The following is a 17,121-nucleotide window of genomic DNA, read 5'->3' on the forward strand; positions in this document are numbered from 1 at the left end:
CGGAACCGGGCGGCAGCAGCAACGCCTTCGCCAGTAGGCCTCGCCGATCCCTCGCGCCGCTTTTTCGGTGGATTAGGTGAGCTTATGTCCGATCATATTGCGAACAGTATTCACTATATGTGGGAGAATTGCGGGCAGCAGATATCGCTCGACAATCTCGCGGATGTCGCAAAATATAGCAAGTACTATTTCGTCCGACGTTTCCATGTCGAAACCCGATGTTCTCCGGTGCGATTCCTGTCCGCCGTGCGCATGGCCCGCAGTAAATACATGCTGGCCACCACGTCGACGAATGTCTCGGATATCGCCCACGCCGTCGGCTATCTCAGCTACGGCACCTTCACTTCGCGATTCACCGAATCGGTCGGACTGAGCCCGGCCCAGTACCGCCGGCACGCGCGCGGTGAGGAGTTCCCGCTGCGCTGGTCCAGGAGTCCGGCCATCAAGGCTCCCGCGCCCGGCACCTCGCTCACCGGTCGCCTGGTCGAGCCCTGTGGCGCGCCGGTTCGTCTGGCCTACTTGAGCATCTTCTCCGCCGCGAACCCGCTCTCCAGCGCGGCCGCCCTGGTCATCGTCGCCAACCAGGGCAGTTTCACCCTCACGGGTCTCACGCCGGGCAAGTGGGTCGCCCGCGCCATCACCCCGCCCGCGACCTCGGATTCCCGCCCGCTGCGCGACTATCGCGCGGGTAGTTGCGAATTCCAGCTCGACACTCGGGCGCATCTCGATATCACCATCCCGCTCGCCGAGCGCACCATCCGCACACCGCCGTTCCTGCTGGCCCTGCCCGATCGGTGAGTTCAGTGTGGTGAACCGGTTGGTTCCGTGTCGGTCACAAACCGCGAATCGGCTGTCCCGCAACGCAATCGGTCAACCAGGCCCACCCGTCGGCCATCGCCCGGCTATCCTGAGCCGCGAGACATTCGGAATCGATGTCGGTGTTCCGGCTGCCGCAGGTGCGCTCCGCGCGCGGAAATGCCTGTGGCCGTGGCATGTTCGAGGTGGGCGCATGGCGAAGGCGGTAACTCTGGATCGGCTGCGTGCCGATCTGCGCACCTATGCCCGCCTGGCAGGCACCCGCTACGACCCCGCGGTCACCGAGCCGGTGCTCACGGCGCTGGAACACGCGTGGACCACCGCCGCGGTGGGGGTGCGCACCACCACCCATCCCGCCGCGCAGCGCGAGGTGAATGTCCGGGTCATGTATCCGGGAGCGCTGGGCGCCCTGGTCGAATCGCTGGGCGCCGCAGGACTTCTCCCGAGGCGCAGCGACCCGCGGATCATGCCGCTGCTCGACGCGCTCTGCGAAAGTCTGCCCGCCGCAGTGGGAGTGGACCTGGCGATCGGTTCGGGCATCCAGAAGGTCTGGGCGGTGCTCCCCGAGATCGCCGAGGTGGGGCGGGTTCTGGAGCTACCCGGCCTCCCGGCGGCCGTTCGCACGCACGCCGCGCACCTGTCGCGGTGGGGCGGTCGGATCGGCATCGTCGCCGTCGACTTCCCGGCCCGCACCCTCAACCTGTACTCACAGGTGCTGGACCCGGCACTGACCGGCGCGGATATCGGGGCCATCCTCGCCGAACTCGGCTTCGGCCCCGCCTCGGCGGCCGAGCTGGCGGTTCTGGACGGTCGGGCATTCAACCTGTATCGGACATTCTCTTGGGATTCGCCACGCCCCGAACGCGTCTCGTTTCCGGTGCGGTGCCGACCCGAGACCTTCCCCACCCATCTGCACCCTTTGCTGACCAAAATCGTCGCCGAGGCCCCCTTCGCCGATCCCGACGCCAGGCGCGGCTTCGTCTTCTACGCCGCCTACGGCCCCAATGGCCTGCACTACTACAAGATTCAGGCCGAATACTGCCCCGGGCTCCTGGCTCCGACTTTTCCGGGCGGTGTGGCGCCTGCGGTGCGCTAGGGAGCCGGATGGCCCGGCTCCCGCGCGCGGATCAGTACCGCGGGTGCACATCCGGAAAACGGTCGGCGACAAGGGAAAGCACGATTCCGTGCTCCACGAACGCCTTCAGTGCCGCGATCATCAGGGTGAATCCGCCCAGCGATCCGAGCCGCCACTCGGTGACGGCTTCGGCATCGCCGTCGAAGCCGGACTCCTCGATCGAGACGAAGGTGCTGCCGTCTTCGCGTTCGGTGAACAGGATCTCGACATTGGTGGGCTTCGGTCCGTTGTCCCAGGTGAAGGCGATTCTGCGGTCCTGTTCGAAAGCCGTCACCTGGACGTTGGTCGTGATGTCGTACATCTCCCAGGTCCAGCTCACCGCCGCGCCGGGTTCGAGTGGGCCGGTGCTCTTGGTGAACCAGAACCGGGTGGTCCGCTGCGGGTCGGCCAGGGCGGCGAATACCTCGCTCGGTGGCTTGCGCATCCGCATCGCCGTCTGAATCACCGGACCGGCGGAAGTCTCGGGCATGGTGGGTCTCCGTTTCTGATCGTGAGATTCCTCGAGCTTCTTCATGAAAGTGTAGCGAGCACGGTGGGCGGCATTAAAATACCAACCCGTGACCTCCTCGACAACATTCAGTTCCGCCGCGAAGTTCTCCGAAATTCGGGGTGACTTCACACGATTGACCGAAGAGATCGGCTGGTGTGTGGTTTCCACCGTCGACACCAAAGAGCGTCCGCGCAGCAGGATATTGCATGTGAACTGGGAGGTGGACGATCGGCGGCCGATCGGATGGATCGGTACGGGGCGCTCGCCGGTCAAAACGGCGCACCTCGCGCGGAATCCGTATGTCTCCTGCACGTATTGGACTCCGGCACAGGATGTGGTCTACGCCGACTGCCGGGCGAGTTGGGTGGACGATCGCGCGGGCAAGCAGCATGTCTGGGAGGTGATCGCGGCCGAGGCGGGCCGCAAGGGTTTCGATCCCTACCTTGTATGGAAGGGCGGGATCGATGATCCGAATTTCGATCCGCTGTGCCTCGAGCCGTGGCGAATCCAGGTGACGCTCCAGGATCTCGCGCACGGCGAGATCATCGGGTCCTCCAGAGTCTGGCATTCGAAGGGCATTTCGTGAGCGAACTCGTGTGCTTCCCGGTCCGATGGCATGCGGCACCCGTCCGGAGTGCCCACCGTGGAATCATGTATCCCGCTGCGCGGCAGTAGGTTTCGATTTGGGCAACCGTCCGGTATTCGAGCAGAAAACCGGTGTTCACGGCACTCGGATTCGACTCGATGCCTTCGAACCTCGGCCGAAATTCCAGAGATGATCTATATTTTTGAAGTCAGTTCGGATTCGGCCGAGGAGGTTGTGCCCGTGACTTCGTTGTACATGCCGACAAACGAAGAGGTTGTCGAGTTCTACAACAATGCGATCCCCCTGATAGACCGGCTGGTCGGTACGAACGTTCACCTCGGATACTGGGAGTCGCCCGAGGATCCGAGCACGGTCGCGGAGGCGACTGATCGGTTGACGGACTTCATGATCGAGAGATTGGCCGTCGATTCCTCGAGTCGCGTTCTCGATCTCGGCTGCGGTTTGGGCGCTCCCGCAATAAGACTCGCCAAAACCACCGGTGCCACCGTGGTCGGCGTCGCCACCAGTGCGAACCTGCTGGAGCGGGCGCGCCGGTCCGCCGTCGAGGCGGGCGTGGCGGATCTGGTCGATTTCCAATTGGCCGACGCGGTCGAATTACCTTTCGGGGATTCGTCTTTCGACGCGGTGCTCGCCATCGAATCCATAGTGCACATGCCGGATCTGCCCGGAGTATTCGGCGAGGTGGGCCGGGTATTGTCCGACGGCGGGCACATGGTGGCCACGGATTTCTTTCTGAAGGGTCCCCTGGTCGGGCGACGGCTGGAAATAGTCGAGGCATATCGCAGGCTGTCGCTGAATACCCCGCTGTTGCAGCCGGAGGACTATCCGCCGCTGCTGCGCGCGGCAGGGATGCACCTGCTCGAGTACCGGGACATCACGCAGCAGACCATGCGCCATCATCGCGAGATGATCCGTGCCGCGCAGCGGCAGCGCGCGGAACTGGTCCACACCTACGGCCCCGAGATGATCGACACCTTCATCTCGGTTTTCGAGCAGTGTCTCGATATCTCGGAGCCGGGGTACCTGCTGTTCACCGCCGAGCGTACGAACCGATCGGAACATCAGCCCACCTGATCGCGGGCGGAAAGAGCGTCTAGGGTTGACATAGATGTCAATGTCGACCCCGGCTGATGTGAAGGTGCTCACATGCGAATCGGCGAACTGGCCCGCCTGACCGAGACTCCGCCGCGCTTGCTGCGCTACTACGAGGAACAGGGGCTGATCAACCCGACCCGACAGGCGAACGGCTATCGCGACTACGACGCGGGCCTGGTCGACCGGGTGCTGCAAATACGCGGCCTGCTCGAAGCCGGCCTGCCCACCCGCATCATCAAGCAGATCCTGCCCTGCCTGGACAAACCCCGCATCATCCACTTCACCGACGCCACACCGGAGATGATCGCCACCCTCGAGGGCGAGAGTTCCCGCATGACCGGCCGCATCGCCTGCCTGATCCGCAATCGTGACGCCATCGAGGAGTATCTGACGGTGGTGAAGAGTCTGGCTTGACCATCGCACTTGCCACGCGAATCCGCCGACGCGGTGCGAGATCTCTTGGGACACTGGCTCGATGCCCTCCCGCGCTGAGGGCCTCGTGGTGCTCGACCGAGGGGAGTGTCATGTCCGTGCGCAAGCGGTGGTGGTCGATCGGACGCAAACAGGAGGCGGTCACGGAATACACCGACGCCGAACGGGAATTCCATGCCGAACTGGCCCGCTGGCAAGCCGATCAGGATCTGCTCGACACGATGGTCTACGCCGCGGGCAATGCGGGCGGAACGCGCGGCGGCGTGGCCCGCGGCGTCCTGTTGCGAGCGGGCGAATCGGCACTGTGGGACTGCTCGGCCCAGTTGATCGAGCCGCGAAGACAGCGCGGTTACTACGCGGGCCGCTCCTCGGGTGTCAGCGTCCGCGTCACCAAAGGCGTCTGGTACCGATCCGGCAGCAGCAGAGGCCAATACATCCCCGGCCCGGAACTGCAGACCGCCGTCGACGAGGGTCGCGCCGTGATCACCACCGCCAGAGTGGTTTTCACCGGATCCCGCACCACCCGCGAGTGGCGCTACGACAAACTCGTCGGGGTCGACGCCGATCCGGCGCAGACCGCGGTCCTGCTGCACGTCATCAATCGCCAGAAGGTGTCGGGTCTGGTGATCGGCGCGCAGGCCCCGGTCTTCCACTCCTATCTCGATATCGCCCTGGACATCCTCGAACGCGGGAACCACACTGTCGCGCGCGAACTCCAAGCGCGGGCCGACGCCCATATGCGAGCCCAACCGCGCCCGGAAACTTCCGATCGGAATAATCACTACTACGGGTGATGTATCGGCGGCGGCCGAAAGTGATCATGGAAGCCATGACTGTGCAACCGCGAAAACCACGCCGCCTGCGGGCGGTATCGATCGCCGCGGCGCTGGCCATGGCACTGGCCGCGTGCGGCGGCCCCGCGAAGGACGAGCCGGTGCGCAAGTGGGGATACCTCACCCTGCCGACCGGTGAGCAGATGCGGTACTCGGTCACCCTGCCCAAGGCGAGCGGAACGTTCCCGGTGCTCATCGAATACGACGGCTACTCGGCGGGCACCGAACCGTCCATCGGCGCGCCCTGGGTCGAGGAGGGTTACGCGGTCGTCGGTCTGAATGTGCCCGGCACCGGATGTTCCACCGGAGCCGATCGGGTCTTCGACGAATCCGTCGGCGCCGCAGGCGCGTTCGGAGTGGAGTGGGCCGCAGGTCAACCCTGGTCCAACGGCAATGTCGGGATGGTCGGCTACTCCTACGCCGGATACGACCAACTGTGGACCGCGGCCCAGCATCCCAAGGGTCTGCGCGCCATCACCCCGAACAAGAACGTCACCGACCCGTACCGCGATGTCGGATATCCGGGCGGCATCCCGAATATCGGATTCCCGCACAACTGGTGGGCCGAATTCCCGAAGATCTGGCGCGGCGCCGCCGACCGCGCCAAAGAACTCGACGATGACACCAGGTGCGCCGCGACGGTCGCCGACAATATCGCGAAAGCACAGAAACCAGAGGGTGATTTCGGCGCACAGATGAGCGCGCACCCCTTCTACGACCCATTCTGGGCCGAGCACAGCGCCGTACTGCGCACCGGGAAGATCGAGATCCCCGTGCTGTCCACCCAGTCCTGGCAGGACGAGCAGGTCGGGCCGAGGACGGGCTACTACGAGGAGACCCTCGCACCCGAGCGCACCTGGCTGATCGGTTCCAACGGCGATCACCACACCGATATGACCGCCGCCGATATCCGAGACACCATGAAGAGATTCCTGGCCCGCTACGTCAAAGGCGAGGACAACGGATTCGAGCGCGAACCGCATGTGCGGGTGCTGCAAGAGTTGCGCAACGGTGGCGACAAGGAGAATCCGGTCGCCAAGCCGACCAGCATCGCCGAATACCCGGCGCTCCCGGTCCCCGTCAAACCGATGCGGCTGTGGTTGAACCGCGCGGGCGAGCTCACCGACCATCCCGCCGAATCCAACGGTGGCGCACTCGATTACCGCTATCCGCGTCCGGGCAGCGTGGTCAACAACCCCCTCGCCGAGGGCTGGGCGCCCGACACCGCACCCGACGGCAGGCTGACCTTCACCACCGCGGTCCTGCCGCAGGCGCTGAACTTCTACGGCGCGGGCTCGGCCGACCTGTGGCTCAGTTCCACCGCACCGGACACCGACATCCAGGTCACCCTGTCCGAAGTCCGTCCCGACGGGCAGGAGATGTTCGTCCAACGCGGCTGGCTGCGCGCCTCCCAGCGCCGACTCGACCCGACGCACACCACGGAACTGCGCCCCTGGAACGAATTCACCGAACAGGCCGCCGAACCGCTGACACCGGGAACCCCGACCCAACTCCGAGTCGAGATCCCCAAATTCGCGCACACCTTCCGCCCCGGCTCCAGCGTGCGCCTGACCGTCGACACGCCGGCGCAAACCGGATTCTGGCAATTCGGGAACCTGAAGGGGGAGGCCACCAACACGATCCTGCTGGACTCCGCGCATCCGTCGAGCATCGTGCTGGGCTACCACCCGGCCCCGCACGCCGAGGCGCTGCCCTCGTGCACCACGACCATGCGGCAACCGTGTCGACCGAATACCGTCCCGGTGCCACCGGGTCGCGGGCCGAATCCGCCTGCCTAATAGGCGCTGTCGGCGAAGCCGTCCCAGAATCCGCGCATGGCCGGAGCGAAGGCGGAGGTACGCCTAACCGATTGTGGAGGCGCGTTCAACGAGAGTCGGCTGGTAGCAGACATTCTCGGTGGGCGCGCCCCCGGCGGCCCCCACTAGCAGATCGATGGCGGTCGCACCGATCCTGGCGCTCGGCTGCCGAATGGAAGACAGCGGAACCAGCGCCGAACTCGCGAAATCGATATCGTCGTAACCGATCAGCGCGATATCGGCGGGCACCGCGACCCCCTGCGTGATGAGCGACTGGAGCACACCGATGGCCAGCAGGTCATTGGCGCAGAAGATGGCATCGGGCCGGAACCCTTCGGCCAGGAGCGCATCGGCGGCGCGCCGCCCCGCCAATACCGTCGGCGCCGGGGTCGGCACCACTTCCAGCGTCGCACCGTCGAATTCGCCGATCGCGGCGCGGGCTCCCGCGAGTCGGCCCGCCACCTGGTGCAGTGAGAGCGGGCCGCCGAGGAAGACCAGTCGGCGGCGGCCGGACCGCAGCAGATGCTCGACCGCGAGCCGACCCCCCGCCACATCGTCGACCGTGACGGAGGAGAAGGGCGTCTCGCGACCGTCGCGGTCGACCAGGACGACCGGAACACCGCGCTCGCGCAGCGCGCGCAGCCTGCCCAGATCATCGCTCGCAGGGGAGACCAGCAGCCCGAAAACCCGCTGCTGATCGAAGGTTTCGAGATACTGGCGCTCACGCTCGGCATCGTCGTCGGTGGAGCCGAGCAGAACCACCAGCCCCTTCTCGGCCGCCCGCGCCTCGGCCGCGCGCGCGATATCGGAGAAGAACGGATTGCCGATATCGAGGACCACCAACCCGACACAGTGCGACCGGCCCGCCTTCAACTGTCGCGCCGCGTCATTGCGGACGAAGCCGAGCTGTTCGATGGCGGCCTGGACGCGCGCGACGGTGGCGGGCGCGACCTTCTCGGGCGCGTTGAGCACATTCGAGACCGTCCCGACCGAGACCGAGGCCGCGGCCGCGACCTTCTTCATGCTCACCACCGGTATGCGCCTCCTCCGTCGTCTCCGATCCTGCTAGGCGCGGCTATCGCGGAGCAAGTCGCGGCAGGTAGCGCCGGGGTGCGCCCGAGGCGGCGACAACCGACCGCAAGGCATCCAGGTCACCGCTCAGCAGCCCGTGCGCGCGGGCCTGGATGAGGATATTGCCCAAGGCCGTGGCCTCGACCGGACCGGCCAGCACCGGCAGTCCGACGCGATCCGCCGTCAACGCGCACAGCAATTCGTTCTGCGCGCCACCGCCCACCATATGCACCGTGCGCACATCGACACCCGAGAGTCGGGCGGCGGTGCGCACCCGGTCGGCGAAGGTCGCTGCCAGACTCTCCACAATGGCGCGCACCAGTTCCGCTCGATCGCGCGGTGCGGGCAGGTCGTGCTCGAGGTACCAGGTGGCGATCCGCTCCGGAATATTGCCCGGCGGCAGGAAGACCGGATCGTCGACATCGAAAACGGCGGCGGGTGGGGCGGTTTCGGCCGCCTGATCCAGCAGCGCGGGCAGGTCGACCGGCGTGCCGTCGCGCTCCCAGTAGCGCACCGATTCGCTGAGCAACCACAGGCCCATCACATTGCGCAGGAACCGGATTCGACCGTCCGCCCCCGCCTCATTCGTGAAATTGGCCTCGCGTGCGGCCGTATCCACAACCCGGTCGGCCAACTCGACACCGACGAGTCCCCAAGTGCCGCAGGAGATATAGGCCGCCGACTCCGCCGCCATCGGCACCGCGACAACCGCCGAGGCCGTATCGTGCGAGGCCACCGTCGTCACCCGCGCCCGGATTCCGATTCGCGCCGCCACCTCGGGCAGCACCGGACCGATATCGGTCCCCGGCTGGATCGGATCCGGAAACAAGCTGGGCGGCAACCCGATTCGCCGCGCCAACGCCTCGTCCCACCGGCCGTGCGCGTCGAACAGTCCGGTGGTGGAGGCATTGGTGTGCTCGGACACCATGATCCCGGTCAACCAGTAGCCGATCAGATCCGGCACCAGCAGCGCGCGATCGGCCAGGCCGAGCAGACCATCGATCCGCTCGGCCGCCAACTGGTAGAGCGTGGTGAAGGGCAGGAACTGCAATCCGTTGCGTGCGTACAGCTCCGGCGCGGGGATCGCGGCATGCACCGCGTCGACACCCGCCGCCGTGCGCTCGTCGCGATAGTGGTGCGGCAACCCGAGCAGCCGACCCGCGCGCAGCAGGCCATAGTCCACCGCCCACGAATCGACGCCGATACCGGCCAGATCCGGCGCCTGCCGGACCGCCGCCGCCAGCCCGTCGAGGATATGCCGATACCCGCCGGGCAGATTCCAGTGCAGCGCGGCCCGCGTCCCGTTCCACAACTCGACCGGCGAATTGGCGAAGCGCGCCACCTGACGCAGTTCGACCCGGTCGGGCCGCACCGCCCCGACCATGACGCGCCCGCTGGTGGCCCCCAGGTCGACCGCGGCCAGGTAGCCGGTCATCGCAGGAATGCCGCGGCCACCCCGGCGTCGACGGGGACATGCAACCCCGTCGTGTGCGAGAAGTCCGCCCCGCACAGCGCGAACACCGCGTTGGCGATGTGCTCCGGCAGCACCTCGCGCTTGAGCAGCGTGCGCTGGGCGTAGAACTGACCGAGGTCGGCCTCCGGCACCCCATAGACGGCCGCGCGCTTCGCGCCCCAGCCGCCCGCGAAAATACCCGATCCGCGCACCACCCCATCGGGATTGATGCCATTGACCTTGACGCCGTACTCCCCGAGTTCGGCCGCGAGCAGCCGAACCTGGTGCGCCTGATCGGCTTTCGCCGCCGAATAGGCGATATTGTTCGGCCCGGCGAAAACCGAGTTCTTCGAGGAGATGTAGACGATATCGCCGCCGAGCCGCTGATCGATCAGCGCCCGCGCCGCCGCCTGCGAGACCAGGAACGAGCCGCGCGCCATCACGTCGTGCTGCAGATCCCAATCCTGGATCGTGGTGTCCAGCAGCGATTTCGACAGCGACAGACCGGCATTGTTGACCACGAGATCGATCCCGCCGAAGGCCAGCACGCAGGCGTCGACCGCGGCGCGCACCTGCTCCGGATCGGTCACATCGGCGGCGATCCCGATCGCGATATCGGTCGAACCGATCTCGGCGGCAACCGCACTCGCCTTCGCGCCGTCGAGATCGGCGATCACCACGCACGCGCCCTCGGCCGCCAACCGCTGCGCGGTCGCCTTGCCGATTCCGGACGCGGCGCCGGTCACCAGTGCGATACGGGTGGCGAGTGCTTTGGGTTCGGGCATGCGCGCCAGCTTCGCCTCCTCCAGCGCCCAGTACTCGATCCGGAACTTCTCCGCCTCCGCGATCGGTTGATACCGCGAGATCGCCTCCGCGCCGCGCATGACATTGATCGCGTTCAGGTAGAACTCGCTCGCGACCCTGGCGGTCTGCTTGTCGCGGCCGTAACTGAACATGCCGACACCCGGAATCAGCACGATCGCCGGATCCGCCCCCCTCATTTCGGGCGAATCAGGTGTGGCGTGCCGCTCGTAGTAGGCCCGGTAGTCCGCCCGATAGAGCTCGTGCAGTTCGGCCAGCCTGCTCCGGCATTCCGCCAGGCTCGCGGTGGCGGGAAGATCCAACACCAGCGGTTTGACCTTGGTGCGCAGGAAGTGGTCCGGGCAACTGGTGCCCAGCGCCGCCAGCCGCGGATGTTCGGTCGCGGCAAGGAATTCCAGCACCGGCGCGGCATCGGTGAAGTGACCGACCTGCACGGTGTCGGTGGACACCAGACCGCGCAGGAACGGCGCCAGCGCCGCCGCCCTTTCCCGCCTGCGTGCCTCGGGCAGCGGCTCATAACCGGGAAGCACCGCACCGAATGGTTCCTCGCGGCCGTGCTCGGCGATGTAGCGCGCGGCCGTCTCGATGATCTCCAGCGAATTGGCCTGCGCCTCAGCGGACGTCGCACCCCACGCCGTGATGCCGTGCCCGCCGAGAATGGTGCCGATCGCCGCCGGATTGGCCCGCTTGATCTCGGCGATATCGAGTCCGAGCTGAAAACCCGGACGCCGCCACGGCACCCAGACCACCCGGCCACCGAAGACCTTCTCGGTCAACTCCGGACCGTCGGCGGCGGTGGCCAGTGCGATACCGGAATCCGGATGCAAATGATCGACGTGCGCCGCGTCGAGGAGACCGTGCATGGCCGTATCGATCGAGGGCGCCGCCCCGCCCCGCCCGTGCAGGGTGTAGTCGAGCGCGGCGACCATCTCGTCCTCGCGGTCGACACCCGGATACACATCGACCAAGGCGCGCAACCGATCCAACCGCAGCACCGCCAGACCCGCCTCGGTCAGCGTGCCCAGATCGCCGCCGGATCCCTTGACCCACATCAACTCCACCGGTCCGCCGGTCACCGGATCGGTATCGGTGCCCTTGGCCGAGGTATTGCCGCCCGCGAAATTGGTATTGCGTGGATCGGAGCCGAGCCGGTTGGAGCGGGCAATGAGCTCGGTGACCGTCTTGGGTGCCATCTGCGGCAGACCTCGTTTCCTGGATTCGGACATATTCTCAAGCACCCCAGGAGGATTGGGTGCCGCCGACGCGCTCCGCCTCGATGCGGGCCTGATAGCCGGAGGCGGCGTAGGCGGCCATCGGATCCTCCGGCAGCCCGCGCTCGGCGCGCCACCGGGCCAGTCGCGGACGCACATCGGTGTAGAAGGCGTCCATGAAAACCCCGTTGGCGGTCAGCACATCCCCGGATTCCTGCGCGGCGGTGAGCGATTCGATATCGAGCAGGGCGGCGCGGGCCAGCATCTCCTGCACATTGAGCACCGAGCGGATCTGGCCCGGAATCTTGGCCTCGATGTTGTGACACTGGTCGAGCATCAACGCCAATCCGGAGTCGGCCGCGAGACCGCCGCCGCGAATCACCTCGACCAGAATGCGGAACAACTGGAAGGGATCGGCCGCGCCGACGATCAAGTCGTCATCGGCGTAGAAGCGCGAGTTGAAGTCGAACGAACCCAGCTTTCCCAGCCGAAGCAGTTGCGCGACAATGAATTCGATGTTCGTTCCCGGAGCGTGGTGCCCGGTGTCCAAACAGACCACCGCGCGCTCGCCCAGCGTCGACACCTGCGCGTACGCGGTGCCCCAGTCCGGCACATCCGTCATGTACATGGCTGGCTCGAACAGCTTGTACTCGAGCACCAAACGCTGCTGCGGACCGATCTGCGCGTAGATCGTGGCCAGCGAGTCGGCCAGTCGATCCTGCCTGCCTCGAATATCGCCCTGGCCAGGGTAGTTCGTTCCGTCGGCGAGCCAGATCTTCAGATCACGCGATCCGGTCTGATTCATGATCTCGATACATGCCAGGTGGTGATCGATGGCCTTGCGTCGCACCTTCGGATCGAGATGGGTCAGGCTGCCGAACTTGTAGTCGTCGTCCTGGAAGGTATTCGAATTGATGGTGCCCAGCTCGACGCCGAGATCCCGCGCGTACGAACGCAAGGCCCCGTAGTCCTCGACCCGATCCCACGGAATATGCAGCGCCACAACGGGCGCCAAGCCGGTCATCCGATGCACCATGGCCGCGTCGGCGATCTTCTCCTGAACCGTGCGCGGCGTGCCCGGACTGCCGAACACCTTGAAGCGGGTGCCGGAATTGCCGAAGGCCCAGGACGGCACCTCGATCGCGAGACGGTCCACCAGGTCGGTCACGGGCGCACTCCCATCGTCTTGTCCGGTGCGGGCACCGGATTGCCATAGCGTTCGATCTCTATCTCCTGCAAAGTCTTTCCCCGCGTCTCGGGGGCGAAGACCGCGCCGATGACCAGCGCCACCGTCAACAGGCCGACCAGCAGCAAGCCGACCGTGGTCAGCCCGGTCGCGGCGAGCATGGTCGGGAAGAAGTAGCTCAGCAAACCGGTCGCCGAGCGGACCACGAAGAACATGAAACCCTGTGCGCTGGCGCGATACCCGGTCGCGAAGATCTCACTGGTCCACAGGCTGTAGAACGCCTGCGCGCCGATGCCACTCGAAATACCCCAGAGCACCGCGAAGATCAGCAGCGTCGGCATACCCGCGTCGGTGAAGAACACCAGCACACCCCACGCCAGCACACCCAGCGCCGCGCCGATCACATACAGCACACGCTGCGACATCCGGTCCGCGAAGGCCATGAAGCCGAAATACGTGGCCGCGACCGTACATCCCCACACCAGCACCTGCAGCAGATTCTGCTGGACCGCGCTGTGCACGCCCGCGCTGTCGTAGACACGGGGCATGAAGATGCCCGCCTGGCCCGCCACCGTATTCCAGAAACCGTAGATGCCCATCAGCACCAGCAGCGCGATGATATTGATCCGGCGCGAGAACAATCCGCGCATACCCGCGCCGCCCGCCGCCGCGCGCATACTTCCGTCGCCGCCTGCCTCCTCGGTCCAGATGCGGGATTCGGCCAGGCCCTGGCGAATCCACCACACCACCGCCGCCACGACGAAAAGGTGCAGGAAGATCAGTCGCGAACCGAGCAGTTCCAGCGGGGCAAGTGCGGCGGCGAGCGCGAAACCGATCAGCGGGCCGATCGACCAGGCCAACTGCGCCGTGCCGACATGGCGGGCGCGCTGCGTCGTCGGGGCCTGCTCGGCGATATAGGTCCACGAAGCCGGAACACCGACGCCGACCGCGATCCCGGTGATGATGAAGGCCGCGAGCAGCATCCCGAAATTCACCGCGGCCGCCGCCAGCAGCACGCCGACCATGTAGACGATCAGGTCGTAGGTGTAGATCGCCTTGCGCCCGAAGCGATCACACAGCGGTCCGCCGATACCCGCGCCGATCGCCGCGCCGAAGGCGTTGGCGCTCAACGCCGCCAGCAAGCCGACCGCGAAATTGCCGATGCCGAAGGCGTGCTGCCAGAACGTCAGGCTGGTCGCGATGGCGATGATCGAGCCCGCCTCTATGTAATTGGACATGGCGACAGATATCGTCGCCTTCCACCCGGTGGTGGATCGGGCGCCTACCCTCATGGTTTCCTCGTTGAATCTCTTTGTGGGTGGGGGTTTTCGGTTGGGATCAGTCGAGATGGAAGTACTCGGTCAGCCTCCGCATGGACGTATCCGGTCGCGCGCCCGGCGGCGCGGCGAAATATTGGGCCATCGTCCGCTGCCACCGGTCATTGACCTCGGTGGCGTCCATCGCCGCCACCGCCCGATCGAAATCGTCGGTCTCCAGATACCCGACCACCAGCCCGTCCTCGGGCCGCACGAACAGCGAGTAGTTCGACCACCCGGCCCCCCGCAGCGCGTCGAGCATCTCCGGCCACACCCGCTGGTGCGCCCCCAGATACTCCTCGACCCGCTCCGGCCGCAACGTGAGCAGAAAACACACCCGCTCCCGACGCTGATCCATAATTACTCCTGATTGAAACGTTTCAATTCGTGAGGGTCATCACCATACGGCTCCTTGGGTTCGCGGTCAACCGCCCGGACCGGAACGTATACGGGAGTTGATGGCGGACCTGGTGGCCTTCGCCAACCGCACCGATCTGCCGATCCTGGCGCAAGCTCCCATCGCGCACGCCCAATTCGAGTCCATTCATCCCTTCACCGATGGCAACGGTCGTCTCGGCAGGGCGCTGATCAGTGCGATACTTCGCCGCCGCGGCCTGACTCGGCGCATCACGGTGCCTCTCGCGTCGGCCATGCTTCCTGGAAGTCCTCTCCGCCAACAAACGCAACCGAATCTGGGCCGCGGTCGACGTACTGGCCGAACTCGACGCGCTCAGCGCCGCGATCGGCAGACGCACCACAGCGCATCTGCGGTGAGGGGCAGGAACTCGCTCAGTGCCAGGTAGCGGCAACGGCAGCCGCTTGGTCGCGCAACGTCTGCGCGGGCTCGGACCTGCCCATCTCGGCGACGAGCGGCCGCAGTTCGGGCCAGAAGGCGTAGACAGCCGCCCACAGACCGCCCTCGCGGATCATCTCGTCGCGATCGCACACAGCGTCCGCGATGCGTCGGAAGAACGGTTCGTCGAAGGTGAGCGGAGCGCCGATTCCGGCCCGCACCAAGCAGGCGCGGCGCTGCTCGATCGAGTCCGCCACATCCACGGCGCGTAGCAGGTCGTCCTCGCGGACCGGCCGGAGATACCGCGCCAGCAGGTCCGTCGCTCCATCGATATCACCCTGAACCGCACCGGTGACCTGAACGAATCGCACCTCGCACGGGTATTCCTCGGCGTAGTGCACATGGAAGGGTCCCAGCTCCCAGGACACTTCTCGCGTCAGGCCGAAATGGACGCGCGCGCTGACCTCCTTCACCTTTGTCGCCTGCGCCCCCTCGACGAAGTCCGCTACCTCGGCTTCATCGATACCCTCGGGCAGCACCATCCGCCGCCCCCGGCACGGTCCCCAACTCATCTCTCCCGCAGTCCTTTCGAGGTGCGATCATGGCGTCCGCAACTGTTCCACGACCTGCCCGACTCTGGAAGCCCACCGGAGTTGGGCTTGAATATTGTTGGAAGACACGGGTATCGGACCGAAAGTGAGCGGCATGGGAGAAGATCAAATCGAGTTCGGTTCGCGCCGACGCGTACTGCTGCCGGGGCCGGGAGAAGCCGAGGCCGAGGCATTCTGCGCCGCCCACGCATGGCGCAGGGTCGCGGAGGGCTGGCTGGACCCGCAGACCAAGCGGGAATACAAGATCACCTGGTCCTGCGGTCCAGCCGTGCAGTTCCACTATGTGGAGGACGACCTGGCCGGACAACGGTACGTCCAGACCTCCGGCTCGAACCTGCACATCCTGAACCTCTACGCAGGCTTCGCCGATGAAGAGCTCCCGATCTGGCAGCTCGAAGACCTCATCGAGCAGGTCGACCTCGCCGCCGACCCGATCCGACGAGGCTTGGCACTGATCCGGCTGGGAGTCGGCGCTCCCCCCATCCTCGACGATGCGGTGTTCACGCGGATCGCCGCGGGCCTCGCGGATTCGGCGAAGGAAGTCCGAGATATGTCGATCCTCGCATCGCTCTATGCGGCGTATTCGAGCCTGCGGCCGCTGTTGCGGTCCGTTTCGGAGAATGACGAGGTGCAGGATCTGCGCGACCGCGCAGGCGCGATTCTCGCGGCTTTCGACAATATGGGAGTGCGAACAGCGGACCGATAGCTCAGTCGAGCGGACCGCCATGCCAGGTGGGGAGCGGTCGGGCTCCGGTAGCCACCTGGTGTGCGGCCCTCGCGAGCAGCCGCGTGGAATCCAGTGTGGGCAAAGGGGATACGTCCGGCGTGACCAGCAGGGGGATCTCGGTGCACACCAGCGCGACCGCGTCACAACCCAGCTCGCGCAGGCGTTCGATGATGTCGAGGTAGCGCTGCCGAGACTCGGCCGTGAAAACTCCCTCGCACAGCTCGGTGAAGATGATGTCGTCGATCAGCCTGCACTCGTCGGGATCCGGGATCTCGGTCGCGATTGCCTTGGCCGCCAACACACGCGGATAGATCGGACCGGTCATCGTGTACTTGGTGCCGAGCACCCCGACCCGCCGATAACCTTCCGCCGCAGCCTTTTCCGCGACGACCTCGGCGATGTGCAGCCCCGGCAACGCCAACTCCGGACCCGCGCACTCCAGCGCCATATGCGCCGTGTTGTCGGGACATACGAAGAATTCGGCGCCCGCCCCGGCCAGTCGATCGGCACTGGTGGCCAAGATGTTTCGAATCTCGTCGTGCGAGCCTGCCTCCCACAGCGGCATGCTGCGACCCATCGGAACGCAGTCCAGCGTCACCTCGGCATGCTGGTGCGGGCCGAGCTCACGCGCCCCTTCCTGTGCGAGCGTCCGCAAACACAGCGAGGCCCCTTCGACACTGTGCGCAAGAATGCCGACATGCCTCAT

The 17,121-nt window shown here is 66.0% G+C and carries 17 protein-coding genes and 1 pseudogene; 9 read left to right on the plus strand and 9 right to left on the minus strand.

The window, feature by feature from the left end:
- The first annotated feature begins 117 nt into the window (after nucleotides 1–117).
- Together D5S18_RS22410 and D5S18_RS22415 are read left to right on the plus strand one after the other, a co-directional pair.
- Entirely contained in the window at nucleotides 118–798 is a 681-nt protein-coding gene (locus D5S18_RS22410) for a helix-turn-helix transcriptional regulator (protein ID WP_239003944.1), read from the plus strand.
- 211 nt (nucleotides 799–1,009) lie between these two features.
- Nucleotides 1,010–1,912: an aromatic prenyltransferase gene (locus D5S18_RS22415; protein WP_120043056.1), complete on the plus strand. Its 903-nt coding sequence runs from the start codon at nucleotides 1,010–1,012 to the stop codon at nucleotides 1,910–1,912.
- Between the two features lie 31 nt (nucleotides 1,913–1,943).
- Here D5S18_RS22415 and D5S18_RS22420 read toward each other — a convergent pair whose 3' ends face one another.
- On the minus strand, nucleotides 1,944–2,420 hold the full coding sequence (locus tag D5S18_RS22420; RefSeq protein ID WP_203236869.1) for an SRPBCC family protein: 477 nt from the start codon (nucleotides 2,418–2,420) through the stop codon (nucleotides 1,944–1,946).
- A gap of 88 nt (nucleotides 2,421–2,508) precedes the next feature.
- On the opposite strand from D5S18_RS22420, the gene D5S18_RS22425 reads away from it, so the two are divergent.
- The 5 genes from D5S18_RS22425 (at nucleotide 2,509) to D5S18_RS22445 (ending at nucleotide 7,207) form a co-directional block, all read left to right on the plus strand.
- The gene (locus D5S18_RS22425; RefSeq protein ID WP_120043057.1) at nucleotides 2,509–3,027 is read left to right on the plus strand and encodes a pyridoxamine 5'-phosphate oxidase family protein; all 519 of its coding nucleotides are present in this window, start codon (nucleotides 2,509–2,511) and stop codon (nucleotides 3,025–3,027) included.
- A gap of 240 nt (nucleotides 3,028–3,267) precedes the next feature.
- Nucleotides 3,268–4,122: an SAM-dependent methyltransferase gene (locus tag D5S18_RS22430; RefSeq protein ID WP_158607928.1), complete on the plus strand. Its 855-nt coding sequence runs from the start codon at nucleotides 3,268–3,270 to the stop codon at nucleotides 4,120–4,122.
- A gap of 72 nt (nucleotides 4,123–4,194) precedes the next feature.
- Complete coding sequence (locus D5S18_RS22435) at nucleotides 4,195–4,557, plus strand: MerR family transcriptional regulator (RefSeq protein ID WP_120043059.1); 363 nt, start codon at nucleotides 4,195–4,197, stop codon at nucleotides 4,555–4,557.
- A gap of 110 nt (nucleotides 4,558–4,667) precedes the next feature.
- The gene (locus tag D5S18_RS22440) at nucleotides 4,668–5,369 is read left to right on the plus strand and encodes a hypothetical protein (protein ID WP_120043060.1); all 702 of its coding nucleotides are present in this window, start codon (nucleotides 4,668–4,670) and stop codon (nucleotides 5,367–5,369) included.
- Nucleotides 5,370–5,404: 35 nt separating this feature from the next.
- Entirely contained in the window at nucleotides 5,405–7,207 is a 1,803-nt protein-coding gene (locus D5S18_RS22445) for a CocE/NonD family hydrolase (RefSeq protein WP_203236870.1), read from the plus strand.
- 63 nt (nucleotides 7,208–7,270) lie between these two features.
- Here D5S18_RS22445 and D5S18_RS22450 read toward each other — a convergent pair whose 3' ends face one another.
- From D5S18_RS22450 to D5S18_RS22475, 6 genes are read right to left on the minus strand one after another with little or no spacing between them, the layout of a single operon-like run.
- Complete coding sequence (locus tag D5S18_RS22450; protein WP_120043061.1) at nucleotides 7,271–8,248, minus strand: LacI family DNA-binding transcriptional regulator; 978 nt, start codon at nucleotides 8,246–8,248, stop codon at nucleotides 7,271–7,273.
- Between the two features lie 52 nt (nucleotides 8,249–8,300).
- The gene (locus D5S18_RS22455; protein ID WP_120043062.1) at nucleotides 8,301–9,731 is read right to left on the minus strand and encodes a rhamnulokinase; all 1,431 of its coding nucleotides are present in this window, start codon (nucleotides 9,729–9,731) and stop codon (nucleotides 8,301–8,303) included.
- Nucleotides 9,728–11,764 (minus strand): bifunctional aldolase/short-chain dehydrogenase, encoded by a 2,037-nt coding sequence (locus D5S18_RS22460; RefSeq protein ID WP_120043098.1) that lies wholly within the window; start codon nucleotides 11,762–11,764, stop codon nucleotides 9,728–9,730. The genes D5S18_RS22455 and D5S18_RS22460 overlap by 4 nt, the downstream gene beginning before the upstream one ends.
- A 37-nt stretch (nucleotides 11,765–11,801) precedes the next feature.
- Nucleotides 11,802–12,950: an L-rhamnose isomerase gene (rhaI, locus tag D5S18_RS22465; RefSeq protein ID WP_120043063.1), complete on the minus strand. Its 1,149-nt coding sequence runs from the start codon at nucleotides 12,948–12,950 to the stop codon at nucleotides 11,802–11,804.
- Nucleotides 12,947–14,260 carry an MFS transporter gene (locus D5S18_RS22470; protein WP_120043064.1) on the minus strand — a complete coding sequence of 438 codons (1,314 nt, stop codon included), beginning with the start codon at nucleotides 14,258–14,260 and terminating at the stop codon, nucleotides 12,947–12,949. Before D5S18_RS22470 ends, rhaI begins: the two co-directional genes overlap by 4 nt.
- A 46-nt stretch (nucleotides 14,261–14,306) precedes the next feature.
- The gene (locus tag D5S18_RS22475; protein ID WP_120043065.1) at nucleotides 14,307–14,642 is read right to left on the minus strand and encodes an L-rhamnose mutarotase; all 336 of its coding nucleotides are present in this window, start codon (nucleotides 14,640–14,642) and stop codon (nucleotides 14,307–14,309) included.
- 70 nt (nucleotides 14,643–14,712) lie between these two features.
- On the opposite strand from D5S18_RS22475, the pseudogene D5S18_RS22480 reads away from it, so the two are divergent.
- Nucleotides 14,713–15,058 (plus strand): annotated as a pseudogene (locus D5S18_RS22480) (Fic family protein); the annotation flags it as partial.
- Between the two features lie 15 nt (nucleotides 15,059–15,073).
- On the opposite strand, the gene D5S18_RS22485 reads toward D5S18_RS22480, so the two are convergent.
- Nucleotides 15,074–15,649: a hypothetical protein gene (locus tag D5S18_RS22485; protein ID WP_147404084.1), complete on the minus strand. Its 576-nt coding sequence runs from the start codon at nucleotides 15,647–15,649 to the stop codon at nucleotides 15,074–15,076.
- 133 nt (nucleotides 15,650–15,782) lie between these two features.
- Between D5S18_RS22485 and D5S18_RS22490 the strand changes: the two genes are divergently transcribed.
- Entirely contained in the window at nucleotides 15,783–16,394 is a 612-nt protein-coding gene (locus tag D5S18_RS22490; RefSeq protein ID WP_120043067.1) for a hypothetical protein, read from the plus strand.
- A 1-nt stretch (nucleotide 16,395) separates the two neighbouring features.
- On the opposite strand, the gene D5S18_RS22495 is transcribed toward D5S18_RS22490, so the two are convergent.
- A complete protein-coding gene (locus tag D5S18_RS22495) occupies nucleotides 16,396–17,121 on the minus strand; it encodes an aspartate/glutamate racemase family protein (RefSeq protein ID WP_120043068.1) in 726 nt (241 codons plus the stop codon).

It is taken from the genome of Nocardia panacis (genome assembly GCF_003598715.1).
Lineage (GTDB): Bacteria > Actinomycetota > Actinomycetes > Mycobacteriales > Mycobacteriaceae > Nocardia > Nocardia panacis.